General features: G+C 66.0%; 16 protein-coding genes. 11 read left to right on the plus strand and 5 right to left on the minus strand.

Annotated elements, in window-relative coordinates; genetic code table 11:
- The first annotated feature begins 178 nt into the window (after positions 1-178).
- From murB to lpxC, 6 genes are all read left to right on the plus strand, one after another.
- Entirely contained in the window at positions 179-1,093 is a 915-nt protein-coding gene (gene murB, locus COW1_RS15905) for a UDP-N-acetylmuramate dehydrogenase (protein ID WP_201346128.1), read from the plus strand.
- Positions 1,090-2,037 (plus strand): D-alanine--D-alanine ligase, encoded by a 948-nt coding sequence (locus tag COW1_RS15910; RefSeq protein ID WP_201344725.1) that lies wholly within the window; start codon positions 1,090-1,092, stop codon positions 2,035-2,037. Before murB ends, COW1_RS15910 begins: the two co-directional genes overlap by 4 nt.
- On the plus strand, positions 2,034-2,819 hold the full coding sequence (locus tag COW1_RS15915) for a cell division protein FtsQ/DivIB (protein ID WP_096367061.1): 786 nt from the start codon (positions 2,034-2,036) through the stop codon (positions 2,817-2,819). Before COW1_RS15910 ends, COW1_RS15915 begins: the two co-directional genes overlap by 4 nt.
- A 1-nt stretch (position 2,820) precedes the next feature.
- On the plus strand, positions 2,821-4,053 hold the full coding sequence (gene ftsA, locus COW1_RS15920) for a cell division protein FtsA (protein ID WP_201344727.1): 1,233 nt from the start codon (positions 2,821-2,823) through the stop codon (positions 4,051-4,053).
- A gap of 78 nt (positions 4,054-4,131) precedes the next feature.
- Positions 4,132-5,298 carry a cell division protein FtsZ gene (gene ftsZ / locus COW1_RS15925; RefSeq protein WP_096367059.1) on the plus strand — a complete coding sequence of 389 codons (1,167 nt, stop codon included), beginning with the start codon at positions 4,132-4,134 and terminating at the stop codon, positions 5,296-5,298.
- 322 nt (positions 5,299-5,620) lie between these two features.
- On the plus strand, positions 5,621-6,535 hold the full coding sequence (gene lpxC / locus COW1_RS15930) for a UDP-3-O-acyl-N-acetylglucosamine deacetylase (RefSeq protein ID WP_201344729.1): 915 nt from the start codon (positions 5,621-5,623) through the stop codon (positions 6,533-6,535).
- 63 nt (positions 6,536-6,598) lie between these two features.
- Here lpxC and COW1_RS15935 read toward each other — a convergent pair whose 3' ends face one another.
- Positions 6,599-7,066 carry a DUF721 domain-containing protein gene (locus COW1_RS15935; RefSeq protein ID WP_157745684.1) on the minus strand — a complete coding sequence of 156 codons (468 nt, stop codon included), beginning with the start codon at positions 7,064-7,066 and terminating at the stop codon, positions 6,599-6,601.
- 60 nt (positions 7,067-7,126) lie between these two features.
- On the opposite strand from COW1_RS15935, the gene COW1_RS15940 reads away from it, so the two are divergent.
- The 5 genes from COW1_RS15940 (at position 7,127) to COW1_RS15960 (ending at position 13,906) form a co-directional block, all read left to right on the plus strand.
- The gene (locus tag COW1_RS15940; RefSeq protein WP_201344731.1) at positions 7,127-8,050 is read left to right on the plus strand and encodes a M23 family metallopeptidase; all 924 of its coding nucleotides are present in this window, start codon (positions 7,127-7,129) and stop codon (positions 8,048-8,050) included.
- Between the two features lie 277 nt (positions 8,051-8,327).
- The gene (gene secA, locus COW1_RS15945) at positions 8,328-11,060 is read left to right on the plus strand and encodes a preprotein translocase subunit SecA (protein WP_201344733.1); all 2,733 of its coding nucleotides are present in this window, start codon (positions 8,328-8,330) and stop codon (positions 11,058-11,060) included.
- A gap of 206 nt (positions 11,061-11,266) precedes the next feature.
- On the plus strand, positions 11,267-12,481 hold the full coding sequence (gene argJ, locus COW1_RS15950; RefSeq protein ID WP_201344735.1) for a bifunctional glutamate N-acetyltransferase/amino-acid acetyltransferase ArgJ: 1,215 nt from the start codon (positions 11,267-11,269) through the stop codon (positions 12,479-12,481).
- On the plus strand, positions 12,450-13,418 hold the full coding sequence (locus COW1_RS15955) for a Nudix family hydrolase (protein ID WP_201344737.1): 969 nt from the start codon (positions 12,450-12,452) through the stop codon (positions 13,416-13,418). The genes argJ and COW1_RS15955 overlap by 32 nt, the downstream gene beginning before the upstream one ends.
- Positions 13,415-13,906: a hypothetical protein gene (locus COW1_RS15960; RefSeq protein WP_096367052.1), complete on the plus strand. Its 492-nt coding sequence runs from the start codon at positions 13,415-13,417 to the stop codon at positions 13,904-13,906. The genes COW1_RS15955 and COW1_RS15960 overlap by 4 nt, the downstream gene beginning before the upstream one ends.
- Before the next feature lie 165 nt (positions 13,907-14,071).
- Here COW1_RS15960 and yacG read toward each other — a convergent pair whose 3' ends face one another.
- The 4 genes from yacG to COW1_RS15980 form a co-directional block, all read right to left on the minus strand.
- Positions 14,072-14,272 (minus strand): DNA gyrase inhibitor YacG, encoded by a 201-nt coding sequence (gene yacG, locus COW1_RS15965; protein ID WP_201344739.1) that lies wholly within the window; start codon positions 14,270-14,272, stop codon positions 14,072-14,074.
- A 56-nt stretch (positions 14,273-14,328) separates the two neighbouring features.
- Positions 14,329-15,099: a cell division protein ZapD gene (zapD, locus tag COW1_RS15970; RefSeq protein WP_096367050.1), complete on the minus strand. Its 771-nt coding sequence runs from the start codon at positions 15,097-15,099 to the stop codon at positions 14,329-14,331.
- Positions 15,100-15,418: 319 nt separating this feature from the next.
- Positions 15,419-16,036 carry a dephospho-CoA kinase gene (gene coaE, locus COW1_RS15975; RefSeq protein ID WP_096367049.1) on the minus strand — a complete coding sequence of 206 codons (618 nt, stop codon included), beginning with the start codon at positions 16,034-16,036 and terminating at the stop codon, positions 15,419-15,421.
- A gap of 220 nt (positions 16,037-16,256) precedes the next feature.
- Positions 16,257-17,132 carry an A24 family peptidase gene (locus COW1_RS15980; RefSeq protein WP_201344741.1) on the minus strand — a complete coding sequence of 292 codons (876 nt, stop codon included), beginning with the start codon at positions 17,130-17,132 and terminating at the stop codon, positions 16,257-16,259.
- Between the last annotated feature and the right edge of the window lies 1 nt (position 17,133).

Here is a 17,133-nt window from a genome sequence, read left to right on the forward strand (position 1 = left end):
CAATGGGTTACAGGACACATCTGCGGTTGCACATGGGGTGCGGCGAGGCGCTCAGAAGTCGCCTGGAGGTACTGTGTGAACGCCGCCGGGAAGACGGGCAGACCGGAGCGGGGCGCGGCACCAGGAGCCTGACCTCGCGTTATGCACAGCGCAGCCGGAGCGGCAACAAACATTCATGATGGCGGCCAGTACACATAAACCGGAACCGCGCGGCGTGCTGCGCCTGGACGAGCCGATGGCGCGCCATATCACCTGGCGTGTCGGCGGTCCGGCGCGGGTCTGGTACCAGCCGGCCGATCTCGAGGATCTGGCGGCCTTCCTGGCCGCGCTGGCGGAGGGCGAGGAGATTGTCTGGGTCGGGCTCGGCAGTAACCTGCTGGTTCGCGACGGCGGCATTCCGGGCGTGGTGATCGCACCCTTCAGCGGCCTGAACCGGATGGAGTTGCAGGGCGACGGGCAGGTGCGGGCCGAGGCCGGTGTGAGCTGCGCCAAGCTGGCCCGCTTCTGCGGCCGCAACGGCCTGGCGGGCGGCGAGTTCCTGGCCGGGATCCCCGGCACTGTGGGCGGGGCGCTGGCAATGAATGCCGGGGCCTTCGGCGGCGAGACCTGGGAGCGGGTGGTGGCGGTGGAGACCATCGACCGTCACGGCCGGATCCGGCGACGCGAAGCCGGCGAATACAGGGTGGGCTATCGCACGGTGCAGGGTCCGGCGGGTGAGTGGTTCGTTGCCGCCCATATGCGTTTCCCGCCGGGCGAGACCGCCGCCGCACAGGAGAATGTCAGGCAGCTGCTGGCCCGGCGCGGCGAGACCCAGCCGACCAGCCAGCCCAGCTGCGGCTCGGTATTCCGCAATCCGCCGAACGATCACGCGGCACGCCTGATCGAGGCCTGCGGCCTGAAGGGATACTGCATCGGCGGTGCCTGCGTGTCGGACAAGCACGCCAATTTCATCATCAATGCCGGCGCTGCCACGGCGGCCGAGATCGAACGGCTGATCGGCTATGTGCAGCGTCGGGTGGCGGAACAGACGGGGGTCGAACTGCAGACCGAGGTGCGCATCATCGGCATCGCAGCGACGGAGGATGGTGCATGAATGCCGCGCAGACCACAGTCGACCCGGTCGCCTTCGGCAAGGTGGCGGTGTTGCTGGGCGGCAGTTCGGCCGAGCGCGAGATATCGCTCAGGAGCGGCCGCGCCGTACATGCCGCCCTGATCGGGGCGGGGGTCGATGCCCACCCACTCGATCCGGCCGAACCGGGTGTGCTGCGGCGACTGGAAACGGAAGGCTTCGATCGCGCCTTCATCGCCCTGCACGGGCGCGGCGGCGAGGACGGCGTGATGCAGGGCGCGCTGCAGACCCTCGGGCTGCCCTATACCGGCAGTGGCGTGTTGGGTTCGGCCCTGGGCATGGACAAGATCCGCACCAAGCGGATCTGGCAGTCGGCCGGCATCCCGACGCCGGAGTTCGCGGTGGTCAATGACGAATCCGGCCTGCAGCAGGCGCAGGAACAGTTGAGGTTTCCGGTCATCGTCAAGCCGGCGCACGAAGGCTCCAGTCTGGGCATGAGCCGGGTCGAGACACCGGCGGATCTGCCCGCGGCCTGGCGTGAGGCCGCGCAGTTCGATTGCGATGTGCTGGTCGAGCGCTGGATCGAGGGCGACGAATACACGGCCGCGCTGCTGGGCAGGGAAGCGCTGCCCCTGATCAGACTGGAGACGCCGCACAGCTTCTATGACTATGCCGCCAAGTACAGCGCCAATGATACCCGCTACCTGTGCCCCTGCGGTCTGCCCGCAGCGCAGGAGGCCGAACTTCAGGCGCAGTCCCGCGCCGCCTTCGCCGCAGTTGCGGCCAGTGGCTGGGGCCGGGTGGACCTGATGCTGGATGAGCAGAGGCGGCCCTGGTTCATCGAGGTCAACACCGTGCCCGGCATGACGGATCACAGCCTGGTACCGATGGCGGCGCGAGAGGCCGGTATCGATTTCACCCGGTTGGTGCTGCGGATACTGCAGACCAGCGAGGACGCGAAGTCATGAGCAGGAAGAGGCCTGGACAGGCGGTCAGGCGCGAAACCGAACAGCCGGCGTCCCGGCGCTGGGTGACGCTGCTCGGCAACGGTCTGGCCGCGCTGGCGCTGGTGCTGGCGCTGACCGGGGTTCATCAGTTGCTCGACTGGCTGCGTGATCCGCATGCCTGGCCGGTGCGTGAGGTGCAGATCGAAGGCGAATTCCGGCATCTGCGTCATGAACAGATTGCCGCGGCCACCCGGGACATGCTGCGGCATGGCTTTTTCGGGGTCGAGGTCGGCGCCGTGCAGCAGCGCCTGGCCGAGTTGCCCTGGGTGGAGGAGGCCGCGGTGCGGCGTATCTGGCCGGACGGGATGCAGCTGCGCATCCGGGAACAGATACCGGTGGCGCGCTGGGGCGAGGATGGACTGCTCAACGCGCGCGGCGAACTGTTCCAGCCGGACAACGTGGCCGAGTTCGCCGCACTGCCGCGACTGGCCGGGCCGATCAGCCTGCGCGAGCGGGTGATCCGGCGTTACATCGAATTCCGACAGGCGCTGCAGCAGATCGAGCGCCACCCGGTCAGCATCGACTTGGATGCGCGCCGCGCCTGGCGGGTGGAACTGGACAATGGAATGAGTATCCGGCTCGGTCGGCAGGACGAGGCCCGGCGCATGGCGCTGTTCATCGACGCCTATCCGCGGGTCTTCGCCGCCGCGCCGCAGCCGGCGCGCACTGTGGACATGCGCTACAGCAATGGTTTTGCCGTGCACTGGATGACAGCCGCGACACCGCAACGGCAAGAGGGTTGATATGACGAAAAGGTCGGAAAAGAACATGATCGTGGGACTGGATATCGGCACCTCCAAGGTGGTCGCCATTGTCGGCGAGGTGCTGCCCGAGGGCGGCATCGAGATCATCGGCATCGGCTCGCATCCCTCGCGCGGGATGAAGAAGGGCGTGGTGGTGAACATCGAGTCAACGGTGCATTCCATCCAGCGCGCTATCGAGGAGGCCGAGTTGATGGCCGGCTGCCAGATCCATTCGGTCTATGCCGGCATCGCCGGCAGCCATATCCGCAGCCTGAATTCGCACGGCATCGTGGCCATCCGCGACAAGGAGGTCACGCCGGGTGATGTGGAGCGGGTGATCGACGCCGCGCGCGCAGTGGCGATTCCCGCCGATCAGAAGATCCTGCATATCCTGCCCCAGGAATTCATCATCGATAACCAGGAGGGCATCAAGGAGCCGGTGGGCATGTCCGGCGTGCGCCTGGAGGCCAAGGTGCATCTGGTCACCGGCGCGGTGAGCGCGGCGCAGAACATCATCAAGTGCGTGCGCCGCTGCGGGCTGGAGGTCGACGACATCATCCTCGAGCAGCTGGCCTCGAGCTACTCGGTGCTGACCGAGGACGAGAAGGAGCTGGGCGTGTGTCTGGTCGACGTCGGCGGCGGCACCACCGACATGGCCGTGTTCACGGAAGGCTCCATCCGGCATACCTCGGTGATCCCCATCGCCGGCGATCAGGTGACGAACGATATCGCCGTGGCCCTGCGCACGCCGACTCAGCATGCCGAGGAGATCAAGATCAAATACGCCTGCGCCCTGACCCAGCTGGCCAGTTCCGACGACACCATCGAGGTGCCCAGCGTCGGTGACCGGCCGGCGCGGCGGCTGGCGCGCCATACCCTGGCCGAGGTGGTCGAGCCGCGCTACGAGGAACTGCTCACCCTGGTGCAGTCGGAGCTGCGCCGCAGCGGGTTCGAGGATCTGGTCGCCGCCGGCATCGTGCTGACCGGCGGCAGTTCCAAGATGGAAGGCCTGGTGGACCTGGCCGAGGAGGTGTTCCACATGCCGGTGCGCCTGGGTATGCCCCAGTACGTCGCCGGCCTGGCGGATGTCGTGCGCAATCCGATCTACGCCACCGGCGTGGGTCTGCTGCTGTTCGGCAATCAGAATCAGTCCCATCGCAACCTGGACATCCAGGGGCGGGGATTTCGCGGGGTCTGGGACCGGATGAAGAGCTGGTTCCAGGGAAATTTCTAGTTACGCAGTCACGGGGTTCCCGGTCGGTCCGGGAGCGAAGTGTCACTTAACCATCAAGTGTAATCGAGGAGACGAGCAATGTTTGAACTGATGGATGCATACAGCCAGAACGCTGTAATCAAGGTAATGGGCGTCGGCGGCGGCGGCGGCAATGCGCTGCAGCACATGGTCGAGGCCTGCATCGAAGGTGTGGATTTCATCTGCGCCAACACCGACGCCCAGGCGCTGCAGAACGTCTCGGCGCCGGTCACCCTGCAGCTGGGTTCCAGCATCACCAAGGGGCTGGGCGCCGGCGCCAATCCGGAAGTCGGCCGCCAGGCCGCGATGGAGGACCGCGATCGCATCGCCGAGGCCATCGAAGGCTCGGATATGCTGTTCATCACCGCCGGCATGGGCGGCGGCACCGGCACCGGGGCCGCCCCCATCGTGGCTCAGGTGGCGCGCGACATGGGCATCCTGACCGTGGCCGTGGTGACCAAGCCGTTCCCGTTCGAGGGCCGCAAGCGCATGGATGTCGCGCACAAGGGCATGGAGGAACTGGGCCAGTACGTGGACTCGCTCATCACCATCCCCAACGAGAAGCTGCTCTCCGTGCTGGGCAAGAACATGAGCCTGCTGGATGCCTTCAAGGCCGCCAATGACGTGCTGTTGGGCGCGGTGCAGGGCATCGCCGAGCTGATTACCCGGCCGGGTCTGATCAACGTCGATTTCGCCGACGTGCGCACCGTGATGTCCGAGATGGGCATGGCCATGATGGGGACCGGCGTCGGCCGCGGCGAGGACCGCGCCCGCGAGGCCGCCGAAGCGGCGGTCAACAGTCCGTTGCTGGAGGACATCAATCTGCTGGGCGCGGCCGGTATCCTGGTCAATGTCACCGCCGGCATGGATCTGTCCATCGGCGAGTTCGAGGAGGTCGGCAATACGGTCAAGGAGTTCGCTTCCGAGAATGCCACCGTGGTGGTGGGGACCGTGATCGACCCCGAGATGAACGATGAACTGCGGGTGACCGTGGTGGCCACCGGCCTGGGCCGGCCGAGCCAGGCCGCGCAGCCGGATGAGGAGCCGGCGACGGTCAAGCTGGTGGAAAAGAAGACCAACGGCGAACTCGACTACCAGCAGCTGGATCGGCCCACCGTGATCCGCAAGCGGGCTGCCGGCAGCGACTACGGTTCAGCCGCGCAGAACTATGACAACGATCTGGAATATCTCGATATTCCGGCGTTTCTGCGGCGTCAGGCCGACTGAGGCGAACGCGGGGGTCGAAAGACCCCGGAGGGTTGGGCCGCGGCGGATGGCGCCGGCCTTGGCTTCGTCTCCTCGAGCCGGGGGTGTCCGTTGCGGCCGTTTATTTAATGATGTCCGGGGGAGCTGGCCTGCCCCGGGTGAAAGGCGCCGAACCGGCCCGATTCCCTGGTGAAGCGGGAATGCCGGCGGCGGTTCGGTCCGGCGCGGCACCGGCCGACTTGACCAAAGTCAGATCCGGCCAGGGACGGGCTGTGTTAGCATCGCCCGATCCATTCGCACCGCAGGTGCCGTGATACAGCATTATTTAAGGTAACAACAGCCCATGATTCGACAGCGTACCCTCAAGAACGTCATCCGGGCCACAGGCGTGGGCCTGCATACGGGCGACAAGGTGTTCCTCACCCTGCGTCCGGCCGCGCCCGACACCGGCATCGTGTTCCGCCGTACCGATCTGGAGCCGCCGGTCGAGATCAGGGCCAGCACCGAGAACGTCGGCGATACCCGCCTGTCGACCTCCCTGGTCAGCGCCGGGGTACGCATCTCCACGGTCGAACATCTGCTGTCGGCCTTCGCCGGGCTGGGGATCGACAATGCCTGGGTGGATCTGAGCGCGCCCGAGGTGCCGATCATGGACGGCAGTGCGGGCCCCTTCGTGTTCCTGGTGCAGTCGGCCGGCATCGAGGAGCAGAACGCGCCCAAGCGCTTTGTGCGCATCAAGCGGCCGGTGCGGATCGAGGAGGGGGACAAGTGGGCCAGCCTCGAGCCCTTCGACGGCTTCAAGGTGGGGTTCACCATCGAGTTCGATCATCCGGTCTTCCACGGCCATGCCCAGTGCGTGGAGATCGATTTCGCCACCACCTCATTCGTGCGCGAGGTCAGTCGCGCCCGCACCTTCGGCTTCATGCGCGAGATCGAGCAGCTGCGCGAGCGCCGGCTGGCGCTGGGCGGCAGTCTGGACAACGCCATTGTGGTGGACGACTACCGGGTGCTGAACGAGGACGGGCTGCGCTACGAGGACGAGTTCGTCAAGCACAAGATCCTGGACGCGGTCGGTGACCTCTACCTGCTCGGCCACGGCCTGATCGGCGCCTTCCACGGCCACAAGTCAGGACACGCCCTGAACAACCGCCTGCTGCGGGCCCTGCTGGCCGATGCCGAGGCCTGGGAGACGGTCAGCTTCGAGGATGAGGCGGCGGCCGCCCCGGCCGCCTATCTGCGGCCGGTGCCTTCGGCCTGACTTCTCTGCGTTCTCCCTCACGCCAGCAGGCCCGCGTATGCGGGCCTGCTGCGTTTCCGGGGCTCAGCTTCGATCGCTCCGGCGACCGCGGCCGGCCAGACGCTGCAGGGCGCGAGACAGTTTTTCGTCGCCTACGGTGCGGGCCAGGGATGTGATCAGGGCCGCATTTTCGGCAGACAGCCGGGCCACCGGGCGCGCCGGCGGGGGGTTGGCGACGGGCTGATTCTGTGGCTGGATTCGCACTTCCAGCTTGGTCACCGTCACGGAATCGTCATCCGCGAACTGCTTGACTAACTGGGCCGACAGGAACCTCAGGCGGGTCGCCCAGGCGGCAGAATCTACGATTACTATCAGTGTGTTATCTCTTATCCGGCCGAGTCGGCAATGGGGTCGCAGAGGGGCGGGGAGGCGTGCCAGCAGCCGTTGTTCCAGGGTGGAATGGGCGGCCAGCGCCTGGCGCAGGGAGGCGCCGCCGGTGGTCTCAATACCACGCAGGTAACGGCCGATAGACTGGATGTTGGCGGCTTTCACAGGCGAACTGGCATCGAATTTGTAAACAGGTCTCAAAAACCGTTAGAGTAGCGCACGCGCATGAACATCATTCTCTTCACCAATCTACACGGACGTCCCGGCAGTCTCAATCTGAGTCGCCCCCGGATCTACGTTCCCCTGCTCAGCCTGGGGCTGTTTCTGGCGGCGAGCCTGTTCTATCTCGGGTTTCAGCTGGGACAGGTCCAGGATGGGCCCGGGCTGGCCGCCGGGCCGCAGTGGCGGCTGGAAGTGGCCGAGCAGCAGCGCGCCGTGGCCCAGGCCCGGCAGGAATCGCAGGCGCATCTGGACGCCCTGGCGATGCGTCTGGGCCAGCTGCAGGGCCAGGTGCTGCGTCTGGAGGGCCTGGGCCAGCGCCTGGTGGAGATGGCCGATATCGACCAGGGCGAGTTCGACTTCGAACAGATTCCCCCCCAGGGCGGTCCCGCCGCCGAGGCCGCCGCCGGTTATGCCGTGCCTGACTTCATCGAGGAACTGGACACGCTGTCCCGGGTGCTGGATGACCGCGAGCAGCAGCTGCTGGCACTGGAATCCGTGGTGCGCACCCGGACCCTGAAGCAGCAGGGCGTGCCCACCGGCCGTCCCGTGACCAGCGGCTGGATGTCGTCCGCCTACGGCAAGCGCACCGATCCCTTCACCGGCAAGCAGGCCTGGCACGACGGCGTGGATTTCGCCGGCAAGGCCGGGACCGAGGTGGTGGCGGTGGCCGCCGGGGTCGTGACCTGGTCCGGCAGCCGCTACGGCTACGGCAACCTGGTCGAAATCAATCACGGCAACGGCTACGTGACCCGCTATGGCCACAACCGTGATCTGGTGGTCGAAGTGGGGCAGCACGTCAAGCCCGGCCAGGCGATCGCCAGGATGGGCTCCAGCGGCCGCTCCACCGGCCCGCATGTCCACTTCGAAGTGCTCAAGCACGGCAAGTCGGTCGATCCGGCCCGGTTCGTCTGGGCCAAGCGCTCGTGATTCCCGGCAAGGCGTGAGGAGGCTGGCCGGATCCTTCCGCGTCATCCCGGCGCAGGCCGGGATCCAGTGGATTACCCGCTGCGCTCGCCCTGCCAGCCTGAAGGGCATAAAGGACCGCCGTACCGGCGTTCAACACGCTCCGCGCTTCTGCCCGGCCTGCGCCGGGATGACGGTCGGTTCCTGCGCTCCCGCCCTTCCCGCTCCCCCCTGACCTTTACCACCACATGCGGTATCATGGCCCATTCTGCCCGGAACCGGACCCATTGAAAGTACCTACATGGCCAGCAATCTGATCAAGAAGATTTTCGGCAGCCGCAACGACCGCATGGTCAAACGCATGTCCAAGGTGGTTGCCCGCATCAATGCCCTCGAGGATGACATTCAGGCCCTGTCCGATGAGCAACTCGGCGCCAAGACCGGCGAGTTCCGGCAGCGGCTGGAGGCGGGAGAGAAGCTCGACGATCTGCTGCCCGAGGCCTTCGCCGTGGTGCGCGAGGCCGGCCGGCGGGTGCTGGAGATGCGTCACTTCGACGTCCAGCTGATCGGCGGCATGGTGCTGCACCAGGGCAAGATCGCCGAGATGCGCACCGGCGAGGGCAAGACCCTGGTCGCCACCCTGGCCGCCTATCTCAATGCCCTGCCGGGCAAGGGCGTGCACGTGGTTACGGTCAATGACTATCTGGCCCGGCGCGATGCCCAGTGGATGGGCCGGCTCTACGCCTTCCTCGGCATGAGCACCGGCGTGGTGGTGCCGGGCCTGTCGCAGGAGGACAAGCGCGCCGCCTATGCCAGCGACATCGTCTACGGCACCAACAACGAGTTCGGCTTCGACTACCTGCGCGACAACATGGCCTTCCGCCAGGAAGATCGCATGCAGCGCGAACTGAATTTCGCCATCGTCGACGAGGTCGACTCCATCCTCATCGACGAGGCGCGCACGCCGCTGATCATCTCCGGGCCGACCAACGACAACACCGACCTGTATGTGACGATCAACAAGCTGATCCCGAAACTGGTCCGGCAGGAGGACGAGGAAGGCGAGGGCGATTACAGCGTCGACGAAAAGAACAAGCAGGTGCACCTCAGCGAGACCGGGCACCAGCAGGTCGAGGAACTGCTCATCGCAGAGGGGCTGCTCAAGGAGGGCGACAGTCTCTACGACGCCGCGAACCTCACCCTGATGCACCACCTCAATGCCGGCCTGCGCGCCCACGCCCTGTACCAGCGCGACGTGGACTACATCGTGCGCGACAACGAGATCATCATCGTCGATGAGTTCACCGGCCGCACCATGCCGGGCCGGCGCTGGTCCGAGGGCCTGCACCAGGCGGTCGAGGCCAAGGAAGGGGTGCCGATCCAGAACGAGAGCCAGACCTACGCCTCCATCACCTTCCAGAACTATTTCCGCCTCTACGACAAGCTCTCCGGCATGACCGGCACCGCCGATACCGAGGCCTTCGAGTTTCAGCAGATCTACGGCCTGGAAGTGGTGGTCATCCCCACCCACCGCCCGATGGTGCGCAAGGATATGGGCGATCTGGTGTTCCTGACCACGAAGGAGAAGTTCGACGCCATCATCGAGGATATCCGCGACTGCCAACAGCGCGGCCAGCCGGTCCTGGTCGGCACCGCCTCGGTCGAGGCCTCGGAGTATCTCAGCAAGCTGCTGAAACAGCAGAAGGTCGAGCACGAGGTGCTCAACGCCAAGCAGCATGAGCGCGAGGCGCACATCATCACCCAGGCCGGTCGCCCGGGCATGGTGACCATCGCCACCAACATGGCCGGCCGCGGCACCGATATCGTGCTCGGCGGCAGCCTGGACGCCGATCTGGAGGCGCTGGGCGAGAACTCCGACGAGACCGCCGTGGCACGGGCGAAGAAGGAATGGGAGTTCCGCCACCAGCAGGTCCTGGATGCCGGCGGCCTGCATATCGTCGGCACCGAGCGCCACGAGTCGCGGCGCATCGACAACCAGCTGCGCGGACGTTCCGGCCGCCAGGGGGATCCCGGCTCCAGCCGTTTCTACCTGTCGCTGGAAGACAACCTGATGCGCATCTTCGCCTCCGAGCGCGTCTCCGGCCTGATGCAGAAGCTGGGCATGAAGGAAGGCGAGGCCATCGAGCACCCCTGGGTGAGCAAGGCCATCGAGAACGCCCAGCGCAAGGTCGAGGCGCACAACTTCAATATCCGTAAGCAGCTGCTGGAATACGACGACGTGGCGAACGACCAGCGCAAGGTCGTCTACGAGCAGCGCAGCGAGTTGATGGGCTCGGAGGATATCAGCGAGACCATCGAGCAGGTCCGCAGCGATGTGGTCAATCAGTTCATCGACAACTATATCCCGCCTGACAGCCTCGATGAGCAGTGGGACATTCCCGGGCTGGAACGGGCACTGGAGGACGAGTTCGGCCAGAAGCTGCCGGTGCAGCAGTGGCTGGACGAGGACCACGACCTGCACGAGGAGAGCCTGCGGCAGAAGATCCTGGACGAGTTGGTCGCGGCCTACCGGCACAAGGAACAACTCGCCGGCGAGCAGGTCATGCGCCACTTCGAGAAGTCCGTCATGCTGCAGGTGCTGGATCAGGCCTGGAAGGAGCACCTGGCGGCGATGGACTACCTGCGCCAGGGTATCGGCCTGCGCGGCTATGCGCAGAAGAACCCGAAGCAGGAGTACAAGCGCGAGGCCTTCGAGATGTTCACCGCCATGCTCGAGCGCATCAAGCACGAGGTGGTGGCAATCCTGAGCAAGGTCCAGGTGCGCGAGGAAAGTGACGTCCAGGCCGTCGAGGAGCAGCGCAAGCAGACCGCGCCCATGCAGTTCCAGCATGCCGAGGCCGACGCCCTGCACGGCCAGGAACCGGAGCCCGCTGCTGCACCGGCCGAGGCCGGCGGCGAGGGCGAGCGGGAACAGGCACCCTTCGTCCGCGACGGCCGCAAGGTCGGCCGCAACGAGCCCTGCCCCTGCGGTTCAGGCAAGAAGTACAAGCAGTGCCACGGCAAGCTGTCCTGATAATTAACCCCGCTTAGCCACGGAATACACGGAAAGCACGGACCAAAGCAAGGTACTGATTCCCGTCATTCCCGCGAAGGCGGGAATCCAGATACCGCTGTGGTTACTGGATCCCCGCCTTCGCGGGGATGACAAAGTTCAATGATCAGATATTTGTCCGTGCTTTCCGTGTATTCCGTGGCGCTCTTGATCTTGAGTAATCGACCATGGCTGTTGGATTGACCCCTCCCGAATCCCTGCTCCCGGTGCCCGGTATCCGCCTGGGCACGACCGCGGCCGGCATCAGGAAGCCGGGCCGCCGCGACCTGGTGGTGATCGAACTGGCCCCGGGCAGCCACACCGCCGGCCTGTTCACCCGCAACGCCTTCTGCGCCGCGCCGGTGGTGGTGGCGCGCAACCACCTGCTGGAAGCCGCGCCGCGCTTCCTGGTCATCAACACCGGCAATGCCAACGCCGGCACCGGCCAGCGCGGTCTGGATGCCGCCGCCGATACCTGTCGCGCGCTGGCCGCGCAGGTCGGCCTCAGGCCCGACGAGGTGCTGCCCTTCTCCACCGGCGTGATCGGCGAGCCGCTGCCGCTGGACCGCCTCCTGGCCGGTCTGCCGGGGGCCTTGGCCGAATTGGACGAGGACGGCTGGCTTGCGGCCGCCGCCGGCATCATGACCACCGACACCGTGCCCAAGGGCATTTCGCGCCGGCTCGAACTGAACGGGCGTGAAGTCACCCTCACCGGCATCGCCAAGGGCGCGGGCATGATCCGGCCCGACATGGCTACCATGCTGGCCTTCATCGGCACCGACGTCGGCATCGAGGCCCCCGACCTGCATGGTCTGCTGGTGCAGGCCGCCGAGCGTTCCTTCAACCGCATCACGGTCGACGGCGACACCTCCACCAACGATGCCCTCATGCTCATGGCCAGTGGTGCCAGCGGGGTGCAGGTCGAACGCGGCACTCCGGAATGGGACGCCTTTGCCGGCGCGTTGACTGAGGTGTGCCAGTTCCTGGCCCAGGCCATCGTGCGCGACGGCGAGGGGGCGACCAAGTTCGTGCGGGTGCAGGTCAGCGGCGGCGCGAGCAGCGCCGAGTGCCTGCAGGTGGGCTATACCGTGGCCCACTCGCCGCTGGTCAAGACGGCCCTGTTCGCCAGCGATCCCAACTGGGGCCGTATCCTGGCCGCCGTGGGACGCGCCGGCCTGGAGGCGCTGGTACTCGAACGGGTGAGCATCCATCTGAACGATGTCTGCATCGTGCGCGACGGCGGCCGGGCCGAGGACTACACCGAGGCTGCCGGGCAGCAGGTGCTGGCCCGGGAGGAGCTTGCGATCCGCATCGACCTGGGGCGCGGCGAGGCGAGCGAGAACGTCTGGACCACGGATTTGTCCTACGACTATGTGCGCATCAACGCCGAATACCGTACCTGAACCGATCGTCCTGGCCGCGATCCGCGATCAGCGGGATCGCATCCTCGTCAGCCGCCGCCACGATCATGCCCACCAGGGGGGGCTGTGGGAACTGCCCGGGGGCAAATGCGAACCGGGCGAAGCCGCCCTCGCCGCCCTGCAGCGGGAACTTCAGGAGGAAGTCGGCATCCGGGCCGGTAGCGTCACCCCCCTGATCCGTATCCCCTACCGTTATCCCGACCGCGAGGTGCGGCTGGATGTGTATGAAGTGCGGGACTGGGCCGGTGAGCCGTATGGCCGCGAGGGTCAGCCGCTGCGCTGGGTGAGTACGACTGAACTGGAGGGCCTGGCGTTTCCGCCGGCCAACGTCCCCATTCTGCGCGCGCTGCAACTGCCCGAGCGTTATCTGATCACGCCCGAGCCGGAGCAGCCCGACACCTTTCTCGCCGCCCTGGACCAGGCGCTGGAGCAGGGTATCAAGCTGGTGCAGCTGCGCATCAAGCGCACGCCGCCAGCGGGGCTGGTCGAGGCCGCAATCGAACGGGTCCACCGCCACGGAGCGCGCATCCTCATGAACACGGGCAGCCTGACACCGCCGCCGGGCGCCGACGGCATCCACCTGACCGCCGATCAGCTGCAGGGGCTGAAACAGCGGCCGCTGCCGGCGCAGATGTGGGTGGGCGCATCCTGCCACGATCAGGATGAACTCGAGCGGGCCGCCGCCCTGGGACTGGACTTTGCCGTGTATGGGCCGGTGCAGCCCACATCCACCCATCCGGATGCGGTCCCGGCGGGATGGGCGGGGTTTGCCGCTGCCTGCGCGGCAGCGCGGCTGCCGGTGTATGCCCTGGGGGGGATGCACCGCGACGAGGCCGAAACCGCGCGCCAGCATGGCGGTCAGGGAATTGCCGCCATCCGGGGGTTGTGGCCGGCGGCGGTGCAGAAGGAGGAGCGATGAAATCCGCGCGTCTGAAGATCATGGCCTGGACCGGCTGGCTGCTGGTACTGCTGGCCGGAGGCTTGCTCGCCTATCATTATCTGGGCCGCCCGGCCCAGCCCGTCCTGCAGCTGCAGCCGGTTGAACTCCAGCTTCAGCAGGCCGACTGCCGGGCGGATCGCGGTTCCTGTACCGCCGGCGCCGAGGGGGCCCGCATCAACTTCGAACTGGGACCGGGGGTGCCGGTCATGCGTCCCTTCGCCATCCGTGCCACGGCCAGCCTGCCCGCGGGTGAGCAGCCGCAGCAGATCGAGGTGGACTTCAGGATGGTCGATATGGACATGGGCCGCAACCGTTACCGCCTGATGCGGGACGCGGATCACGTCTGGCAGGGCGTGGCCACGCTGCCGGTCTGCACCATGGGGCGCAGCGACTGGCAGGCGGTGGTGGAAGTCGAATCCGACAGCGGCCGGCGCTACCGGGCGGTGTTTCCGTTCGAGACTGAGTGATAGATACAAGAGCGCCACGGAATACACGGAAAGCACGGACAACAATAATATAACCGTAGGTCGGGTCAGCCCGAAGGGCGTAACCCGACATCTGTCCGCACAACTGTCGGGTTACGCTGCGCTAACCCGACCTACTTATATTTCCGTGTATTCCGTGACGCTGTTTCAATCCTGCCCGTCATCGCTGCTGGGGATATCCTCCAGCGGCGGGCCCGGGATGCGTTTCTCCTCGGCCACCCATTCCCCCAGGTCGATCAGCTTGCAGCGTTCGCAGCAGAAGGGCCGCCAGGGATTGTCTTCGGCCCAGCGGCTGGGTTTGTCGCAGGTGGGGCAGGGCACGGAGGTCTGTTGCTTTGCTTTCGACATAAAGCCTTAATGTAGGATGGGTGAAGCGCAGCGCAACCCATCGATTTGTTGTCGTTTCAGATTGTGCAGCAGGCGATTTCGAATTCGATGTCCCGGCCGGTCTGCGTTGCCCTGTCGTTGATCGAGGGCTGTTCCATGAAACGTACGGTGAACCGGTGCTTGCCGCCGCTGATCTCGGCATAGAAGGTCGAGCCGGCCGGCACGGCGACGCGCACCATCTGGCAGGGCTGGTGCGGATCCAGGGATTTCTGGTAGAAGCCGGCCTCGGCGGTGGCGGGCTGGAACAGGTGGCTGCTGCGGATCAGCCGCAGGATCAGGCGGATCGCCCGGCCGATCACGTCGAAGGCTTCCAGCCAGCCGGCCAGGTCGTGCAGCCGGTCCTCGGCCGGCAGCTGCAGCCAGAAATGGTAGACCGGCAGGTCGAAGTCGCAGGTGCCGCCGGGGATGGCGCTGCGCTGCTGGATGCTGGCGATCAGTTCGTTGCCCTTGAGATGGGCCCCGACCTGACCCTTGATGGCGTGCAGTTCGTCGATCAGGGTGTCGATCTCGTCGAGCAGGCTGGCCAGCTGGCCGCGGTCCACGTCCGGGCTCTGCTCCAGCCGTGCCAGGTTGGCCGTGTGCCGTTCCAACTCCTTCATGACTTCGGTCTTGAGGTCGCTGCGACCGAATATACTCAGGATCTCGAGCAGGGTGCTGACGGCTGCACGGCTGTCCCAGGGCGAGGTCCCGCCCAGCTGATGGCGCATCTGCTGGAACAGGAACTCGAGCCGCAGGAAAGAGCGAATACGCTCATTAAGCGGTTGTTCGTAAATGACTTTATGGTCCACTGGAGAGGGCTTGCGTCGGGCTGCCGGTGATTATCGTTGCCCTATTGTCACTCACTGATCCGGTTGCCGCAAATGGGAGAATGGGTAGGTCGGGATAAGCGCAGCGCTCGCGGCATTTGCGCATGCGGGAGGTTGTCCCGCGCGGCGTGATGCAGGAAACGGGCCTTAGGGCCGAATGACGCTTACTGAGTCGTCATTGCGAGGAACGAAGTGACGCGGCAATCTCCATCCGGTTGGTTCTGCAGTACGAGATTGCCACGCTTTGCTCGCAATGACGGGCGGCACTCGGCTTGAGTAAGTGCCATTCGCCTCAGGGCCCTTATTCCGGCCTGCGGCTTCCTGCTTGTTCCGCCAGTGTCAGATACCGGGCATGCAGCCCGTCGATGCGGTCCCGCAGTTGTTCCGGCGTGCCGTCATTGCAGAGGATATCGTCGGCTGCGGCCAGCCGGCGCTCGCGTTCGAGTTGACTGGCGAGGATGGCGGAGATCTGTTCGGGGTCGGCGTCATCGCGTTCAGCCAGCCGCGCGCGCTGAAGTACCTCCGGGCAGTCGACGACGAGGATGCGGTCGACCAGCGACTGCTGGCCGGCCTCGAGCAGCAGCGGAATCACCAGCAGACAATAGGGAGTGTCGAGCCGATCGGCGCGGGCCTGCATTTCGGCCGCGATGCGCGGGTGCAGAATGGCCTCCAGCCGCTTGCGCGCCATGGGGTCACGGAAGACATGGTCGCGCAGCCGGACGCGATCCAGTCGGCCGTCAGCGGCGATGAACGCCTGGCCCAGTTCCCGGGCGATCTCGGCCAGCGCCGGCTCACCTGGTTCCACCAGTTCCCGGGCAATCACGTCGGCGTCGATCACCGGCACGCCGAGTTCGGCAAAGCCCGCCGCCACGGTCGACTTGCCGCAGGCAATACCGCCTGTGAGTCCGATCTTGAGCATGGAGACACCACCAAAAAATCAAGAGCGCCACGGAAAACACGGAAAGCACGGACGATTATCTGGTCGGTTGGACTGAGTAAAGCGCGTAGGTCGGGTTAGCGCAGCGTAACCCGACAAGCATCCACGGGTCATGTCGGGTTACGCCCTTCGGGCTAACCCGACCTACATCTACATCTCATGTCCGTGCTTTCCGTGTCTTCCGTGGCTATCGATTGATCGATTATAACCCGGCGAAGCGCAGATAACCCTGGATGAGATCGTCGCCCCACAGCAGCGCGATCCAGCCGGCGGCAGCGATGTAGGGGCCGAACGGGATGGGCAGCTGGCGGTCGCGGCCGAGGATCAGGATCATCGCCACACCGACCACGGCGCCGACGAGCGAGGAGAGCAGGATGATCAGCGGCAGCAGCTTCCAGCCCATCCAGGCGCCGCAGGCGGCGAGCAGTTTGAAGTCGCCGAAGCCCATGCCCTCCTTGCCGGTGAGCAGCCGGAACAGCTGGTACACCGTCCACAGTGCGAGATAGCCGGCAGCAGCGCCGATGATGGCCTGTTCCGGACCGACGAAGACCTCGCCCAGACTCAGCAGCAGACCCAGCCAGAGCAGGGCCAGGGTGAGCGAGTCGGGCAGCAGCTGGTGCTCGATGTCGATCACGCTCAGGGCGATCAGCACCCAGGTGAAGACCAGGGCGGCGGCCAGCGGCCAGCCGAAGCCGAAATGCCAGGCCAGCAGCCCCGCGGTCAGGCCGGTGAAGGCCTCGACCAGCGGGTATTTGACGGAGATGGGTGTCCGGCACTCGCCGCAGCGGCCGCGCAGGAACAGCCAGCTGATGACCGGGATGTTCTCGATGGCACGGATGCGGTGGCCGCAGTAGGGGCAGCGTGATGCGGGAGTGACGAGATTGAAGCTGCCCGTGGTCGTATCGCCCGCGGCCGGGGATTCGAGCAGTTCCCGGCACTGCGACTCCCACTCGCGCTGCATCATCAGCGGCAGGCGGTGGGCGACCACGTTGAGAAAGCTGCCGACCACCAGGCCCAGCAGCGCACAGACGCCGATCAGCCAGCCCGGACTGGTCCGGATGAGTTCCAGCAGTTCCATG

Source organism: Thiohalobacter sp. COW1, assembly GCF_016629505.1.
Classification (GTDB): domain Bacteria; phylum Pseudomonadota; class Gammaproteobacteria; order Thiohalobacterales; family Thiohalobacteraceae; genus Thiohalobacter; species Thiohalobacter thiocyanaticus_A.

Bases quoted from the DNA above. Each gene is read 5' to 3' on its own strand.
- murB (WP_201346128.1), top strand. From the start codon at position 179: ATGGCGGCCAGTACACATAAACCGGAACCGCGCGGCGTGCTGCGCCTG.
- COW1_RS15910 (WP_201344725.1), top strand. From the start codon at position 1,090: ATGAATGCCGCGCAGACCACAGTCGACCCGGTCGCCTTCGGCAAGGTG.
- COW1_RS15915 (WP_096367061.1), top strand. From the start codon at position 2,034: ATGAGCAGGAAGAGGCCTGGACAGGCGGTCAGGCGCGAAACCGAACAG.
- ftsA (WP_201344727.1), top strand. From the start codon at position 2,821: ATGACGAAAAGGTCGGAAAAGAACATGATCGTGGGACTGGATATCGGC.
- ftsZ (WP_096367059.1), top strand. From the start codon at position 4,132: ATGTTTGAACTGATGGATGCATACAGCCAGAACGCTGTAATCAAGGTA.
- lpxC (WP_201344729.1), top strand. From the start codon at position 5,621: ATGATTCGACAGCGTACCCTCAAGAACGTCATCCGGGCCACAGGCGTG.
- COW1_RS15940 (WP_201344731.1), top strand. From the start codon at position 7,127: ATGAACATCATTCTCTTCACCAATCTACACGGACGTCCCGGCAGTCTC.
- secA (WP_201344733.1), top strand. From the start codon at position 8,328: ATGGCCAGCAATCTGATCAAGAAGATTTTCGGCAGCCGCAACGACCGC.
- argJ (WP_201344735.1), top strand. From the start codon at position 11,267: ATGGCTGTTGGATTGACCCCTCCCGAATCCCTGCTCCCGGTGCCCGGT.
- COW1_RS15955 (WP_201344737.1), top strand. From the start codon at position 12,450: ATGTGCGCATCAACGCCGAATACCGTACCTGAACCGATCGTCCTGGCC.
- COW1_RS15960 (WP_096367052.1), top strand. From the start codon at position 13,415: ATGAAATCCGCGCGTCTGAAGATCATGGCCTGGACCGGCTGGCTGCTG.
- yacG (WP_201344739.1), bottom strand. From the start codon at position 14,272: ATGTCGAAAGCAAAGCAACAGACCTCCGTGCCCTGCCCCACCTGCGAC.
- coaE (WP_096367049.1), bottom strand. From the start codon at position 16,036: ATGCTCAAGATCGGACTCACAGGCGGTATTGCCTGCGGCAAGTCGACC.
- COW1_RS15980 (WP_201344741.1), bottom strand. From the start codon at position 17,132: ATGGAACTGCTGGAACTCATCCGGACCAGTCCGGGCTGGCTGATCGGC.